General features: G+C 49.8%; 16 protein-coding genes. 5 read left to right on the forward strand and 11 right to left on the reverse strand.

Annotation, left to right across the window (positions count from 1 at the left end; all coding sequences use genetic code 11):
• Nucleotides 1-67: 67 nt before the first annotated feature.
• Nucleotides 68-1,468: an argininosuccinate lyase gene (argH, locus tag CRO57_RS23320; protein WP_097155937.1), complete on the reverse strand. Its 1,401-nt coding sequence runs from the start codon at nucleotides 1,466-1,468 to the stop codon at nucleotides 68-70.
• A 156-nt stretch (nucleotides 1,469-1,624) separates the two neighbouring features.
• Between argH and tlpA the strand changes: the two genes are divergently transcribed.
• The gene (gene tlpA, locus CRO57_RS23325; protein ID WP_097155938.1) at nucleotides 1,625-2,299 is read left to right on the forward strand and encodes a thiol:disulfide interchange protein TlpA; all 675 of its coding nucleotides are present in this window, start codon (nucleotides 1,625-1,627) and stop codon (nucleotides 2,297-2,299) included.
• Nucleotides 2,300-2,436: 137 nt separating this feature from the next.
• Here the strand turns inward: tlpA and CRO57_RS25035 are convergent, their stop codons facing one another.
• From CRO57_RS25035 to CRO57_RS23370, 10 genes are all read right to left on the reverse strand, one after another.
• On the reverse strand, nucleotides 2,437-2,613 hold the full coding sequence (locus CRO57_RS25035; protein ID WP_210200991.1) for a hypothetical protein: 177 nt from the start codon (nucleotides 2,611-2,613) through the stop codon (nucleotides 2,437-2,439).
• Between the two features lie 177 nt (nucleotides 2,614-2,790).
• A complete protein-coding gene (locus tag CRO57_RS23330; protein ID WP_097155939.1) occupies nucleotides 2,791-2,997 on the reverse strand; it encodes a hypothetical protein in 207 nt (68 codons plus the stop codon).
• A gap of 177 nt (nucleotides 2,998-3,174) precedes the next feature.
• Entirely contained in the window at nucleotides 3,175-4,056 is an 882-nt protein-coding gene (locus CRO57_RS23335) for a 3-hydroxybutyryl-CoA dehydrogenase (protein ID WP_097155940.1), read from the reverse strand.
• A gap of 211 nt (nucleotides 4,057-4,267) precedes the next feature.
• Nucleotides 4,268-5,197: an electron transfer flavoprotein subunit alpha/FixB family protein gene (locus tag CRO57_RS23340; RefSeq protein WP_097155941.1), complete on the reverse strand. Its 930-nt coding sequence runs from the start codon at nucleotides 5,195-5,197 to the stop codon at nucleotides 4,268-4,270.
• A gap of 22 nt (nucleotides 5,198-5,219) precedes the next feature.
• Nucleotides 5,220-5,969 (reverse strand): electron transfer flavoprotein subunit beta/FixA family protein, encoded by a 750-nt coding sequence (locus tag CRO57_RS23345; RefSeq protein WP_097155942.1) that lies wholly within the window; start codon nucleotides 5,967-5,969, stop codon nucleotides 5,220-5,222.
• Nucleotides 5,970-6,201: 232 nt separating this feature from the next.
• On the reverse strand, nucleotides 6,202-6,903 hold the full coding sequence (locus tag CRO57_RS23350) for a rhomboid family intramembrane serine protease (protein WP_097155943.1): 702 nt from the start codon (nucleotides 6,901-6,903) through the stop codon (nucleotides 6,202-6,204).
• Nucleotides 6,904-6,941: 38 nt separating this feature from the next.
• Nucleotides 6,942-7,520, reverse strand: a complete 579-nt coding sequence (locus tag CRO57_RS23355; protein ID WP_097155944.1) for a cob(I)yrinic acid a,c-diamide adenosyltransferase — start codon at nucleotides 7,518-7,520, stop codon at nucleotides 6,942-6,944.
• A 146-nt stretch (nucleotides 7,521-7,666) separates the two neighbouring features.
• Nucleotides 7,667-8,236, reverse strand: coding sequence for an acyloxyacyl hydrolase (locus CRO57_RS23360; protein WP_170956230.1), 570 nt, complete (start codon nucleotides 8,234-8,236; stop codon nucleotides 7,667-7,669).
• A 178-nt stretch (nucleotides 8,237-8,414) separates the two neighbouring features.
• Nucleotides 8,415-8,948, reverse strand: coding sequence for a hypoxanthine phosphoribosyltransferase (gene hpt / locus CRO57_RS23365; RefSeq protein WP_097155946.1), 534 nt, complete (start codon nucleotides 8,946-8,948; stop codon nucleotides 8,415-8,417).
• A 135-nt stretch (nucleotides 8,949-9,083) separates the two neighbouring features.
• Nucleotides 9,084-10,313 (reverse strand): zinc-ribbon domain-containing protein, encoded by a 1,230-nt coding sequence (locus CRO57_RS23370; RefSeq protein ID WP_097155947.1) that lies wholly within the window; start codon nucleotides 10,311-10,313, stop codon nucleotides 9,084-9,086.
• 151 nt (nucleotides 10,314-10,464) lie between these two features.
• Between CRO57_RS23370 and ftsE the strand changes: the two genes are divergently transcribed.
• The 4 genes from ftsE (at nucleotide 10,465) to CRO57_RS23390 (ending at nucleotide 13,877) form a co-directional block, all read left to right on the forward strand.
• Nucleotides 10,465-11,124 (forward strand): cell division ATP-binding protein FtsE, encoded by a 660-nt coding sequence (gene ftsE / locus CRO57_RS23375; RefSeq protein WP_097155960.1) that lies wholly within the window; start codon nucleotides 10,465-10,467, stop codon nucleotides 11,122-11,124.
• 12 nt (nucleotides 11,125-11,136) lie between these two features.
• The gene (locus CRO57_RS23380) at nucleotides 11,137-12,207 is read left to right on the forward strand and encodes a cell division protein FtsX (protein WP_097155948.1); all 1,071 of its coding nucleotides are present in this window, start codon (nucleotides 11,137-11,139) and stop codon (nucleotides 12,205-12,207) included.
• A gap of 83 nt (nucleotides 12,208-12,290) precedes the next feature.
• Nucleotides 12,291-13,058: a YdcF family protein gene (locus CRO57_RS23385; RefSeq protein WP_170956231.1), complete on the forward strand. Its 768-nt coding sequence runs from the start codon at nucleotides 12,291-12,293 to the stop codon at nucleotides 13,056-13,058.
• Nucleotides 13,059-13,124: 66 nt separating this feature from the next.
• The gene (locus tag CRO57_RS23390) at nucleotides 13,125-13,877 is read left to right on the forward strand and encodes a lysophospholipid acyltransferase family protein (RefSeq protein WP_097155950.1); all 753 of its coding nucleotides are present in this window, start codon (nucleotides 13,125-13,127) and stop codon (nucleotides 13,875-13,877) included.
• Nucleotides 13,878-14,709: the final 832 nt, after the last annotated feature.

Here is a 14,709-nt window from a genome sequence, read left to right on the forward strand (position 1 = left end):
TTCCAGATCCTGCAAAGACTTGCCAGAATGTAGCACATTCCGGCAAGCCCATTGGAATTAGAAACGACTATTGCTTAGCTGCCAGGTCTTTTTCAAGCACTTTCAACCAACGTTTTGCCTGTTTGCGGACATTCTGAGGGGCGGTGCCGCCATATGAGACACGGCTGCGCACCGATTTGTCGACAGAGAGAACCGTGAACACATCTTCGGTGATAGTCGGCTCAACAGACTGCATGTCTTCCAGAGTAAGGCGATGCAGCTCAATATTACGCTCGGATGCCATGGCCACGAGACTGCCGGTTACATGGTGAGCATTACGGAATGGCATATCGAGATTGCGCACCAACCAGTCAGCAAGATCGGTTGCCGTTGAATATCCAGAACCAGCAGCTTTCTTCAACTCTTTCTTGTTCGGCTCCAAATCCTTGACCATACCGGTCATGGCCGCGATGCAAAGAGACAGATTCTGCAAAGCATCAAATGCTTGCTCCTTGTCTTCCTGCATATCCTTGGAATATGTCAGCGGCAGACCTTTCATCACGATCAGAAGAGCATTCAGCGCGCCAATGATACGGCCAACCTTGGCACGAACCAGTTCGGCAGCATCAGGATTGCGCTTCTGCGGCATGATGGAAGAGCCGGTAGAGAATTTGTCAGAAAGCTTCACGAAACGGAACTGGGCGGAAGACCAGATGACCAGTTCTTCAGCAAATCGGGACAGATGCATGGCGCAAATGGATGCAGCAGAGAGGGCTTCCAGAGCAAAATCACGATCAGACACACCATCAAGGCTGTTGGCGGTAGGACGATCGAAGCCAAGAGCTTCAGCCGTCATGTGACGATCAATAGGGAAAGAGGTACCCGCCAGCGCCGCACAGCCCAATGGGCTCTCATTCATGCGTTTGCGCGCATCACGGACACGGCCACGATCGCGGCCCAGCATTTCCACATAAGCGAGCATATGATGGCCAAAGGTTACCGGCTGCGCACTTTGCAAATGGGTGAAGCCTGGCATCACCACGCCTGCATGCTCGGCTGCCTTTTCGACAAACACCATCTGCAATTCAGCCAGCTGAAGATCCAGCGTATCCATGGTGTCGCGAACCCAGAGGCGGAAATCGGTCGCCACTTGATCGTTGCGAGAGCGAGCGGTGTGCAAACGGCCCGCACTTGGGCCAAGTAAATCTGCAAGGCGGCTTTCCACATTCATGTGGATGTCTTCCAGTGCACGCGAAAAAGTGAATTCCCCGTGTTCGATCTCATCCTGTATCTTATCGAGGCCATCTGTGATGGCCTTGGCATCGTCGTTGGAGACGATACCCTGATGAGCCAACATCGCCACATGGGCTTTGGAGCCGGTAATATCTTGAGAATAGAGTTTTTTGTCAAAATCGATGGAAGCGTTGATTTCTTCCATGATGGCATCAGGACCTTCCGAGAAACGTCCCCCCCACATTTTGTTGCTCATTGTTACCGTCTACCTACGTCAACGGGTCATTGTAAGGGCCGCTATCAACAGCGGATGGAACAATGACCGACAAGAAAATCACATGCTGCATTTTTGCTTCATTTGGCAATATATAGTGCATCCTGATTGTCTGCCTAGAGGAAGGATCCAGCCAGAATGACCAAACTTACCCCACCAGTCAGCCCGACAGCTATTCAACACCACAGATTTGGCCAAAATCTGGCGCGTGCCAGCCGGGGACTGGCAACAGCATGTCTGGCGGTATACGTGATCTTTGGGGCATCTGGCAATGCGCAATCCGCAGAGCATTGCACCGCATCCAAGACTCTTGCACAGACTATTAAACCAATGGTGGGTGGAGCCATTGCTGCATTGCAGATTTCCCCTCGCCCAGGCGACATGAGTGAGCTGACCTTCAATGACGCAAATGGCGAGGCCAAAACCATTGCTGATTTCAAAGGCAAGGCCATCCTGCTCAATCTCTGGGCCACCTGGTGCCCACCCTGCAAAAAGGAAATGCCGGATCTTGATGAGCTGCAGGCCAAGCTGGGCAGCGACAGTTTCGAAGTTGTAGCTGTCAATATCGATCGCAAGGGACCGGAAAAAGCCATGGCCTTTCTGGATGAGATCAAGACCGAGCATCTGGCGCTTTATTCAGACAAGAGCATGAAGATCTTCCACGACCTGAAAAAACAAGGCCTTGCTTTCGGCATGCCAACCACTTTGGTTCTGGACAAGGAAGGGTGCGCTGTTGGCTATATGGCCGGCCCCGCCGCTTGGTCCGACGATAAGGCCGTTGCTCTGCTACAAACAGTGATTGACAACAAATAGGCCAGAAATGCATTGATGCCCTCCCTCACCATCCGTCACGGTATCCTTGTGGGCGGTTTGGGGAGGAAAAGGCTCGGTTCAAGATTTTTAAAACAAAATTCCAATAAAATAGGCCGGAAAATCCGACCTATTTTGCTTCATGCAGAAATATCAACCGCACCACCCAATCCGGGTGGTGGAGGCGGTGGACTTGATGGGGCCTTAGCGGCTGGTGCCGCATTGGCCGTTGCCGCGGGTGCTGATGGTGCAGGACTTGGCGCAGCAGCAGCTCCATGACCGCCAGCACAGCTGGCACAACCCGATACTCCAGACATATAATACTCCTCGACTAAAACACTTGCCGCCTTACGGTGCTGGATCGTGGTTAACCGAAGTTGAAGAACAGCTCGCGACCTGATCACAAATCTGTGTGAACTTCAGGATTTCTGCCAAAAACAACAAAACCCGGCATAACCGGGTTTTGTAAAATCATACATTTAAATGCAAAGGCATCAGGCCTTGATGTTGACTGCTTTACCCATTCCTGCTGGCGCAGCTGCATCATTTTGCTGACCTTGCTGAACCAGTTTATCGAGAAGCCCAGCCATGGCATTGTCTGAATTTTGTGCCATCTTGGCCAAAGTCACACCAAGATCCATTTTTCCTTGCGCAGCGTTTGTATAGGCAACAGAAGCACCAAGAGAAGCTACATTGGACATAATCGGCTCCAGATATCATCAATCGAGATCAATCTGACGCGAGACTACCATTCATCCCCTTAAAACGTAGTTAAGAAGTGATAACCGGAACCAAGACAATTTGAACGAGTAAAATATAGAAAAGGCCGCCAGTTGGCGACCTTTGAAACGTTACTGTGATTGGCCTTAATCTCGACTTTAACGGGTCGGGATTGGCGTCTCGCCTCGGTAATCGTAGAAACCGCGCTGTGTCTTGCGACCCAGCCAGCCCGCCTCGACATATTTGACCAACAGCGGACAAGGACGATATTTGGTGTCAGCCAGACCATCATAAAGAACCTGCATGATGGAAAGACAAGTATCCAAACCAATGAAGTCGGCCAATTGCAACGGCCCCATTGGATGATTGGCGCCCAAACGCAATGCGGTATCAATGGCTTCGACGGTACCAACACCTTCGTAAAGAGTATAGATGGCTTCGTTGATCATTGGCAGCAAGATGCGATTGACCATGAAGGCAGGGAAATCTTCGGATACGGCAACAGTTTTACCAAGATTGTCAGCAAACTGCTTCGCGACCGCAAAAGTAGATTCATCTGTCGCAATACCGCGCACCAGTTCGATCAACTTCATCATCGGAACCGGGTTCATGAAGTGAATGCCAATGAAATGCTCTGCTCGGTCGGTCGATGCTGCCAAACGGGTGATGGAAATGGAAGAGGTATTGGATGCAATGATTGCATCCGGACGAATGATAGGTGTGACGGCAGCGAAAATCTTGCGCTTAACGTCTTCATTCTCGGTTGCGGCTTCAATAACCAGATCCACATCGGCAAGAGACTCCAATGCTACATTGGCCTTGATCTTGTCCAACGCATTATTCTTCGTCTCTTCAGAAACCTTGCCGGAAGCTACCTGACGGGCCAGATTGCCCTGGATGGTCGCCATAGCTTTATCGAGATTCTCTTGAGAAATATCGTTGAGAATCACATCATAGTTCGATAGGCCGCAGACATGAGCAATTCCATTGCCCATCTGGCCTGCGCCGATAATTCCGATTTTTTTGATTTCTGAAACCATGTGTATCACCAGTTGCCATAAATATGGCCGAATGAATGCGGGGTGGCCCTAGAGGTGGGTCCTAATACCAGTCCGTGACTGGTCGTTCTAATCGCGGGAGGAAGAACAGAGCCAGCCGGAAATGTCCGAAAGCGATACTGGCAGACTTTTACTCATTTCGCAAATGCGAAAAGAAGAAAGGGCGCGGATACCGCGCCCTTTTACATCAATTTTACAGTGCTTTTTCGAGCTCTGGAAGGACATCGAAGAGATCGGCAACGAGGCCGTAATCTGCGACCTGGAAGATTGGGGCTTCTTCGTCCTTGTTGATGGCAACGATGACCTTGGAGTCCTTCATGCCAGCCAGATGCTGAATGGCGCCAGAGATACCACAAGCAATATAAAGCTCCGGTGCAACCACCTTACCAGTCTGGCCAACCTGCAGATCGTTTGGCGCATAGCCCGCATCAACCGCAGCACGGGAGGCACCGATGGCCGCCCCCAGCTTGTCAGCAACAGGAGTAAGAACCTCCTTGAACTTCTCTTCGGAGCCCATTGCACGACCACCGGAGATGATGATCTTGGCAGACGCCAGTTCCGGGCGATCGGACTTGGACAGCTCTTCACCAGCATAAGCTGAGATGCCTGGAGCATCAGCAAGACTTGCTGCTTCAACTGCGGCAGATCCATCATTGCCAGCAGAGGCAAAGGTCGCGGTCCGAACAGTGATGACCCTCGTTGCATCAGTGCTCTTCACGGTCTGAATAGCGTTACCGGCATAGATCGGGCGCTCAAAAGTATCAGCGGATACCACTTTGGTGATGTCAGACAGCTGCATCACGTCCAAAAGGGCTGCCACACGTGGCATGAAGTTCTTGCCGTTGGCGGTGGAAGCCGCAACAATCGCATCATAATCACCAGCCATGGCGACAATCTGAGCAGCCATTGGCTCGGCCAACTGATGCTCCAGCTCATCGCTTTCAGCAACAATCACTTTGGTAGCACCAGACAGTTTGGCAGCTTCCTCAGCCACTGCACCGCAATCTTTACCAGCCACCAACACATGCACGTCGGCGCCCAATTGGACAGCGGCAGTCATCGCCTTGGTGGTCGCATCATTCAAAGCCGCATTGTTATGTTCGGCAATCAAAAGGGTCGTCATATCTCTATCTCCTCAATCTGCCTTACAGTATGCCAGCTTCGTTTTTCAGCTTGTCAACCAGCTCAGCGACATCTGCCACCTTGACACCAGCCTGACGGGCTGCAGGCTCAACGGTGGAGAGAACTTCCAGACGAGGAGCGATATCAACGCCATAATCAGAAGGCGCTTTGGTGTCCAAAGGCTTCTTCTTGGCTTTCATGATGTTCGGCAAAGACGCATAGCGTGGCTCATTCAGGCGCAGATCGGTGGTAATCACCGCTGGCATGTTCAGCTCGACCTTCTGCAGACCGCCATCGATCTCGCGGGTGACAGTCACTTTGCCTTCGCCAAGCTCAACGTCAGAAGCAAAGGTGCCCTGGGGCCAGCCAAGCAGAGCTGCCAGCATCTGGCCGGTCTGGTTGCTATCATCATCAATGGCCTGCTTGCCAAGAACAACCAGCTCAGGATTTTCTTCAGCAACAACGCCCTTCAGCAATTTGGCAACGGCCAATGGCTCAACGGTTTCATCCGTCTTGATCAGGATCGCACGGTCTGCGCCCATCGCCAACGCAGTGCGCAGAGTTTCCTGAGCCTGCTGCGGGCCAACCGAGACAACAACAATCTCGGATGCCTTGCCAGCTTCCTTCAGACGAATGGCCTCTTCAACCGAGATCTCATCAAACGGGTTCATCGACATCTTGACGTTCGCAAGTTCAACGCCAGAGCCATCGGCTTTAACACGGATCTTAACGTTGTAGTCAACAACCCGCTTTACGGGTACCAGAATCTTCATCGAGTATGTCTCCAAAGTGAGCACAAAGTGCCCCAATCGTATTTTCGATGCGCTGACTTGCCCTTGCAGATCAACAAGCCGCGCATTTGAGTCCCGGATGGTCGGACAGGACGGTATTTCCTCTCTTGCCCGGTGTCAACGGTCCGTGAGTCGGAGTGCTATGAGAAAATATTATGATGCTCCTGCTTTTCTCACAGCTTTGATGCCGCAGACCCGACAATTGAGAAGAATATCAGGCCTTATCATCCCAATATCCATCCAAAAGCGACACATTGGTGCGTTTCATGACGGGGATCAGCAATGCGCCGAAAACCGCTCCACCAATATGAGCCCACCAAGCAACCCCACCTTCGGAATCAAGCCAAACATTTATAAACTGCAAGATCAGCCAGCCACCAAGACAAATGTAGGCAGGAACACGTAACGGGATTCGTCCAAGAAACAATCCCCATATCTTGATATTGGGATGAAGCATCAAATACGCAGCCACAATTCCCGATGTTGCTCCGGATGCACCAATCAGCGGAACCGGAGATCCCCAGCTAGCAACAATATGAAATGCGGCTGCTCCCATTGCGCAAAGACAATAGAAGAGCAGGAACCTGAAATGTCCCATGGCATCTTCGACATTGTCGCCAAATACCCAAAGAAAGGCCATATTTCCAAGAAGATGCATCCAGTCCGCATGCAAGAAAGCATAGGACAAAGGAGCCGTCAGCAAAATCGGATCTGATAGGGCCAGACCGACGGCTTGAAAATCTGAGAACTGCCGAGGAATCAAACCAAAAGCAAGGGCATAATCCTGCAGTACCAATCCCGCGCTACCAGAATTGGTCAGCAAGAAGATCAGCACATTCAAAGCGATCACACCAAGCGTGACGAATTGCAGGCGAACATGAGTTAGTGAGTTTTTGTCATGCAAAGGGATGAACATAGCAGAACCCTATCGGTCAGATGGCTAAAACAGAAAACCTATCGGGTCTTACCCGGTATCCATAAGATATCCTCACGCCCCTTGTCGTTGGTCCAACGAGCTGCCACAAAGAAAAAATCAGATAGTCGATTGATATATTTAATGGATTGAGGGGAAATATTTTCTTCTTCGATCGCTGCCAATTCCGTAACCAGGCGCTCTGCACGGCGCGAAACTGTCCGAGCATGATGCAAATGCGCCGAAGCAGCACTGCCACCAGGCAGAATGAAACTCTTCAACGGATCAAGATCGGTATTCAGCTGATCGATTTGTCCTTCCAGCCGCTCAACCTGACTATCCAGAATTCGCAAAGGCTCGTAAGGCAGCTCCTCTCCGGTATCAGGCGTTGATAGATCCGCCCCCAGATCAAACAGATCATTCTGAACATCTGACAACATGGCATCCAGTTCTGCAAATTCCGCCATGTACAAACGGGCCAAACCCACGATGGAGTTGGTCTCATCCATCGTGCCATAAGCATCGACCCGCAAATCATGTTTGGCCCGACGCTCGCCATTTCCAAGCATCGTCGTACCTTTATCTCCCGTGCGGGTATAGATCTTATTGAGTTTGACCATTATTGGCCCCTTTTCTGACTGAAGAGCGTAAACACAGGAATGCAGGCAAAAGAAAAAGCGCATTTGTTTCCAAATGCACTTTATCAAACGTCTCAGCCTTATCAATCCATCCGAATGACAGGATGGATCAACACAGGATCATATGATCAGAATTTGTATCCGACACGTCCACCGACATGGGTCAATCCATGGTTCCATGTACCAAGGCCGGCATTTGAGAGATGTTCCACAGTCAACATGAAGCGATAATTATCGTAATCGAAACCAATGGAAGCGGTCTCACGGAACAGAGCACGGGTACCAAGTGGCTCGCGCTTAGGATCGGTATCTTTCAAATTGCCATCATGAACAGCACCGCCGAAGCTGGCCTCAATAAAGACGGGACCCCAGATTGGATATAGCCAGCTAAGACCAACATAACCATAGCTGGTGTCACCTGCAGTATTCACCGATCCACCTATATGAGGACGCGGTGTCAGAAGCACATTCAGGAAGGACTTGTCTTCAGCATCACCCCAAAGTGGTGAGAAAAGCACCTCACCCTGGATATCGATAGAGCCCTGTTCGCGTCTGTCAACGTCATGAGCGAGAACGCCCATACGCAGTTCGCTGATGAAAGGACTGGGTGATGACAATGCAGACCCATAGTCTGCGGCATGAACCAACCCAGAACTTGCCATCAACAGACCAGCCGTCAAAAAAAGTGTTTTGCGCATACCCAATCCCATTCAGTCAATATCGTCGCGATACTCAGTCAAGATCCTGTTTACTGGAACACGAAGAAGTTTGCCACAAAAACCTGAGGTTAATTCAAAACTGGCAGCGAAGCGTGATATTTGCGTAACAGAGGGTCAATTTACCCCGTGAACACTCAAGCTTATACGGCAGGAAATCTTAGTCTTCCGGGTTCAGATATCCTACGAACGGCACTTCACGATATGCATGTCCCTTATCCATACCATAACCAACGACAAATTCATCGGGGCATTCAAAACCAACATAGTCGCCATCAATCTCTGCTACACGCTTACCTGGTTTATCCAGCAAGACAGCCACGTCGGCCCGACGAGCCCCCCGTTCATTCAGTAATTGCTTGGCAAAAGCCAGTGTTCGTCCGGATTCCAGAATGTCATCGATAAGCAGAACATCACGTCCTTCGACGAGTGTCTCAATATCCCGCACAACACGTACATTCCCGGTTGATTTCGTTCCACTGCCATAGCTGGATAGCGACATGAATTCTACTTCCAGCGGAACGCCTGCCCGATATAGAGATCGCAACAAATCCGCGGCAAAGACGAAGCTGCCTTTTAGCACTGCAATCACGAGCAGATTTTCGTAGCCCGCATTGGCGATTTCCTCTGCCAGATCTGCATTGCGTTTGGCCAATGTATCCTCGTCATAGAGGACATGGATAATGTCAGTCATGAAGATCTGATCGTCCGTTTCTCTCGAAAACTCCGAATTCACCTGAAATCATCGTAGCAGATATCAGAAAACCCAGAGTTTTTCATATAACCAGAGTCCGAAAAAATTTCGGCGGTCAACATCAGACCCTGGTACCTATTTGGAGGGAGTCACTCGCAAAGAAATCTGCTTCGCCTGGACCGGAGCCGCCACCTGAGAAGAGACCGTCTTGCTCTCTCCTGGCCCCAAGCCAACTCCCTCTGGTTCCAATGACCATGAATATAGCTCTATGCCGTCCTTGCCAAGCACTGAAAGCTCCACTTTTGGCAATAAAACCGGCTCTCCCCCAGCATTCACAAGATCAGCCTCAACAGATATCACGGGTGTGCCGGATTTTTGTTGCAACCGAGCAGAGACACCACGCAAGGAAACCCCGCTGAGATTGACCTCCATTCCCAACATGGAATAAAGACCGGCAAAATCCGGAGACAAGCGAACAAATGTGGCTGGCATTGCAAAAAAGCCCACAATTAACATAAGACTCGCGACCAAAGCACCACCACCGCTTAACCAATAGAGGCGATCATTCTTGCCATCGCCGGCAGTTTTGTTTTTCGCACGGCCTTTCGAGTGCCGCTTTTTACGAACAGCAGATTCTATATCCTGGCCGGTTTTGCCTTTCCCTTTTGCGACAGCTTTTTGTGCTTCAAAAGCATCTGCATCCATCATGTCAACAACGGGGCTATCCTGATCTGATCTCTCTGACATTGCCGCTTGGGTTACATCAATCTCGGGCGCAGAATCATCCTCTCCAAACAAAGCATCAATGTCGCCCTGGCTTTGCTCCTCTCCACTATCAGAAGGATTATCAAACAATGCATCAATATCGCCCTGGCTTTGTTCTTCCCCCCCATCAGAAGGACTGTCAAACAATGCATCAATATCGTCCTGGCTCTGATCATCCCCGCCGCCGGAGGGGCTATCGAACAGAGCATCGATATCATCCTGGCTCTGATCCTCACCACCATCTGAAGGGCTGTCAAACAATGCATCAATGTCATCCTGGCTCTGATCATCCCCGCCGCCCGAGGGGCTATCGAACAGAGCATCGATATCATCCTGGCTCTGGTCTTCACCAGCACCTGAAGCGCTGTCAAACAAAGCGTCTATATTGTCCTGGCTTTGTTCTTCGCCGCCAGAAACCATATTCTTTACATCGTCCTGACTGGTATCCAGTGCTTGCTCCAGACTTTTGGCATCATCAGCTTCCGACTTGGCCAACCAGGTATCACCGCAATTGGCACATCGTACTTTGCGACCGTTTTCCCCCAGATAATTGTCTGGAACCTGATAAGAAGTAGTGCAGTTGGGGCAGGTAATCTTCATGGAAACAGCGCCGCGTTTGACCGATCGACATCAAGCCGTCGATATTTTTCTTTTCCGAATCATCCACAATATAGATTATCAACAACTGGCGCTTTGCCAAGACAGATGCAATCAGGCAATCTCATCCCAATCTTATACGGGAGCGACAGCTTTGATTCGGTTTGAAAATGTAGGATTGCGCTATGGTGTCGGTCGCGAAGTGCTCCGCGATGTCTCCTTTGACATCGGCCCCAACTCCTTCCAGTTTCTTTCCGGTCCTTCCGGTGCGGGAAAAACGTCTCTCTTGCAGCTGATGTTTCTATCATTGAAGCCAAATAGGGGATTGATCAGGGTCTTTGGCAAAGATACTGCACGCCTTGATCATGATGAGTTGGCAGAGTTACGTCGCAATATCGGCTTTGTCTTTCAGGAATTTCGGCTTCTCAATCACCTGACTACATTTGAGAACGTTGCCTTGCCTTTGCGCGTGCAAGGACTGTCCGAGCAGGATTACAGAACAGACGTGAAGGAATTGCTGCAATGGGTGGGACTTGGCCATCGCATGCATGTCTATCCACCCGTCATGTCTGGTGGCGAGAAGCAACGAGCGGCCATCGCACGTGCCCTCATTTCCCGTCCGAAACTACTCTTGGCTGATGAGCCTACCGGTAACGTCGACCCCATTCTGGCACGCCGACTGCTCCGTTTGTTCATCGAACTGCATCGTTCTGGAACTTCTATCGTCATTGCCACCCACGATACCGGTCTCATGGATCAAATTCAGGCTCGCCGAATTGTGCTCAATGACGGCGCTTTGTTCATTTATGACTGATGGAGACCGTTCATGATCAATACTCCATCCAATACCCAGAATTTGTCACAGGGTTCAGGACCGAACCTTGGCCCAAACGGCAACATCCCTCCCATGCCCTCTGCTTCGACACCACCTCCAATGCCGTCGTCCGAACAAAGTGGTGGTATATCTCACGAGCGCTCCAGCAACCCCTTTGCCATTGGCAAAAGACCCGGTCCAATCGTTCCCAAAGGAACAATTGCCGGCCACGCTTTGGTACTAGTTATCGCAATCATGAGTTTTTTGGCCGCCCTCACAGTTGCTGCGGTGACAATGATTTCGAGTGCGACTCGTGACTGGCAAAGCGATATTGGCCGAGGTGCAACCATTCAAATTCGCCAAATTGATGGTATCGATATCGAAGCCCAGTTGGCCAAAGCCATCGAAATCGCCCGAGCCAGCCCCGGCATTGGTGAAGCCACGGCATTGAGCATCGCTGAATCCAGTGCCTTGCTGGAACCTTGGTTGGGGCTTGATCTTGCATTTGACGATTTACCAATTCCAAGACTGATCGAGTTGACGATTACCAATCCCTCCGATGTCGATTTCATTGGGCTATCTTCCAGACTACAAGCTGAGGTCAAAGGAGCAATTCTCGACAACCATCGTTTCTGGGTTGAACGCCTTCGCTCCATGGCCGAAACCGCCATTCTGATTGGCTTCACAATTTTATTTCTGGTGCTTGCAGCAACGGTACTTACTGTCATCTTCGCCACCCGTTCCGCGATGGCAGGTAATCAGGAAACAATAGCAGTCCTTCATTTTGTTGGAGCCAGCAACCGTTTCATCGCTTCAGAATTCCAACGCAAATTCTTCACTCTTGGTCTGAAAGGCAGTTTGGCAGGTGGGTTGTTTGCTATTTTGACTTTCGTGATTTTCCAGCTTCTGCTTTCCAATGACACTGCAAGTGCAGCGGCCGATCAGATGCAGGCACTTCTGGGCGTAATCGGGCTGGATTTATCAGCCTATCTCGCAACGCTCGGGTTGACATTTGTCATTGCGATTCTCACAGCGATAACAACAAGATTGACGGTGATGAAGACTTTGAGCAAACTGCATTAACATGCGACGATTGCTCAACGATCATGACCGGCTAGAAAAAGACACACTCATCTGGCATGTTTCATGTCATTCTTGGAACAAGGATGAATCACTTAACCGATGGCAGAACGCCTTATCTTGGGGATCCAAAGACAGAAATGTCAGATCACACAACAGCCAGTGCCCCTTTTGCTTCTCCATCCAACCTGTCACCACCCAACGGCAAGACAGGCACTCCTTCTCTTGCGCCCAAAACTCCGGGCAGTCATCGTAATCTCTTGAGATGGCTTTTGGCATTTGCGGTTCTAGGCTTGTGTCTATGTGCCCTGTTGATCTGGGGCTTTTTGCTTTTCGCGTCCAACGCCCTGCAGACCCGCTCAAACCTTCCCGACAAAGCCGATGCAATCGTTGTTGTAACCGGTGGCAAAGGACGACTTGAAGCAGCGGGCTCTTTATTTGCGAAAGGACTTGGCGACAAGTTGCTGATCTCAGGAGTTCATCCCAAATTCAAACTTGGTCATTTACCTAGCAATCTGAAAATCAGTAGTGAGAAACGAAGCTGCTGCATTGAGCTCGACCGCCGTGCTCTGAACACGGTGGCCAATGCAACCCAAACCGCTCAGTGGGCTCAGAAGCATGGTTATGACAATCTGATCGTCGTGACCAGTGCTTACCACATGTCACGTACCATGCTGGAAATGCGACGCGCTTCACCTGATATTACCTTCCAAAGCTATAGTGTACCGCATACAAACAATGAGACATTCAGGCGACGGATAAGCAAACCGGATACACTCAAACTCCTCATCAAGGAATATGGCAAACTCCTTTTGGCCTTTTTCCAGTTAAGCGGCGAGCGTCTGGCGAAATGAGGATGGACACAGCGCCATTTTTCGCACATAACGAGCAAAATCCACGACGATGTGAGGAAATGAAACATGCTGTTTCTCCGCTCCGCCCTGTTTAATACAGCATTTTACCTCAATACGGCCTTTCTGGTAGCGATCTGCATGATCACCTTTGTTCTCCCACGGTACTATATCATTCAAGTCATTCGCTTCTGGGGCACCTCCACCGCTTGGCTGTTTAAAGTCATCGTCGGCGGAACCGTCGAGTTTCGAGGTAAAGAAAATATCCCGGAAGGTGGGATTATCATGGCCTCCAAGCATCAAAGCGCTTGGGAGACTGCTGCTCTCCTTCCTTTGGTCAAAGATCCTGTCTACATTTTCAAACGCGAACTGCAGCATATTCCCTTTTTCGGCTGGTGTTCTATCAAAGCTGGTATGATTCCTATCAACCGTGGTCAGAAATCGAAAGCGCTGAAGCAGATGCTCAAACGCGCCAAGGAAGAAATTGCAGACGACCGCCAAATCATCATCTATCCGGAAGGAACCCGTCGTCCTGTTGATAGCGAACCACAATATAAATTTGGCATCACCTCTATCTATCAAATCCTGAAAGTGCCTTGTGTTCCTGTTGCCCTCAATTCCGGCCTTTTTTGGCCACGCCGCAGCTTCATGCGTTATCCTGGTAAGATGATCGTTCAGATCCTTCCCCCGATTGAACCAGGTCTGAAAGGGCAAGAATTTTTCGACACACTTACGGAGCAGATTGAAAGCACATCCAATGCATTGCTCGCAGAAGCAAGGGAAGAAGACCGCCCCTATCTAGCACCCAAGAGTCAATCATAAAATCAACATATTGTATTTACCTAAAAGCTATACTACATAATGTAGATCTTTCTAAGCTTGATTCGGCTTGATTTATGTTCTATATTTGTTCCGATCGAGATGATGGAATGCAAGAAGCTGGCTAGGAATTTACATGAACCTTGGTCCGAAGAAAAAAACAAGCATACATGCTAACCTTCCCAATCGGTTTTGCTATTGGCAAGGGGAAGGCGGCCATTCCTATCTGTTTTCGCGTATTGAGCTTAAAGATCTGAGCAGTTTTTCCGATTGTGTGCTTCTTGTTTCAATTGAGGCAACCAATCAGGCGCCAGATTTATTATGGGTTGGTCATATTTCCAATCTGCCGTCAACTATATCAAGCAATCTACAGTCCCAAGACAGCACTTCCATTGGCATCTATGTTCATCTTCTGGCTGGAAATATCAAAGTCCAAAAAGAAGTCATTGACGATCTATGCTACAATTGTGAGCGGACTGCACTGGAATCCGTCGCTTAAGCTTCTCTTTTTTAGTCCTTATCCGCAAGCCAATTTGTTGTAGCGTTAAAACTGCATGTCAAAACTAATGGTGTAATACAGCACACCATTACATTTTTCAGACTTACCGTATTCCCTACAAAACCCTATGCTTATGTGACGGCCGATAGGCGAGCGCACAGATACATCCTTGATGGCGATTGAGATGAGGAGTGTATCGACAGGGATGGCCTGCACCCTCTCAGGCCCTGATCCCAGATCAGGAACAGCTGATACGAGCTATAGTTTTGGACCGACAAACGCCCCTTTGGACGGATCCGAAGGGGTTTTTGTTGATGAAGCATTGCTCTTAACATG

The organism is Cohaesibacter gelatinilyticus, from assembly GCF_900215605.1.
GTDB lineage: Bacteria > Pseudomonadota > Alphaproteobacteria > Rhizobiales > Cohaesibacteraceae > Cohaesibacter > Cohaesibacter gelatinilyticus.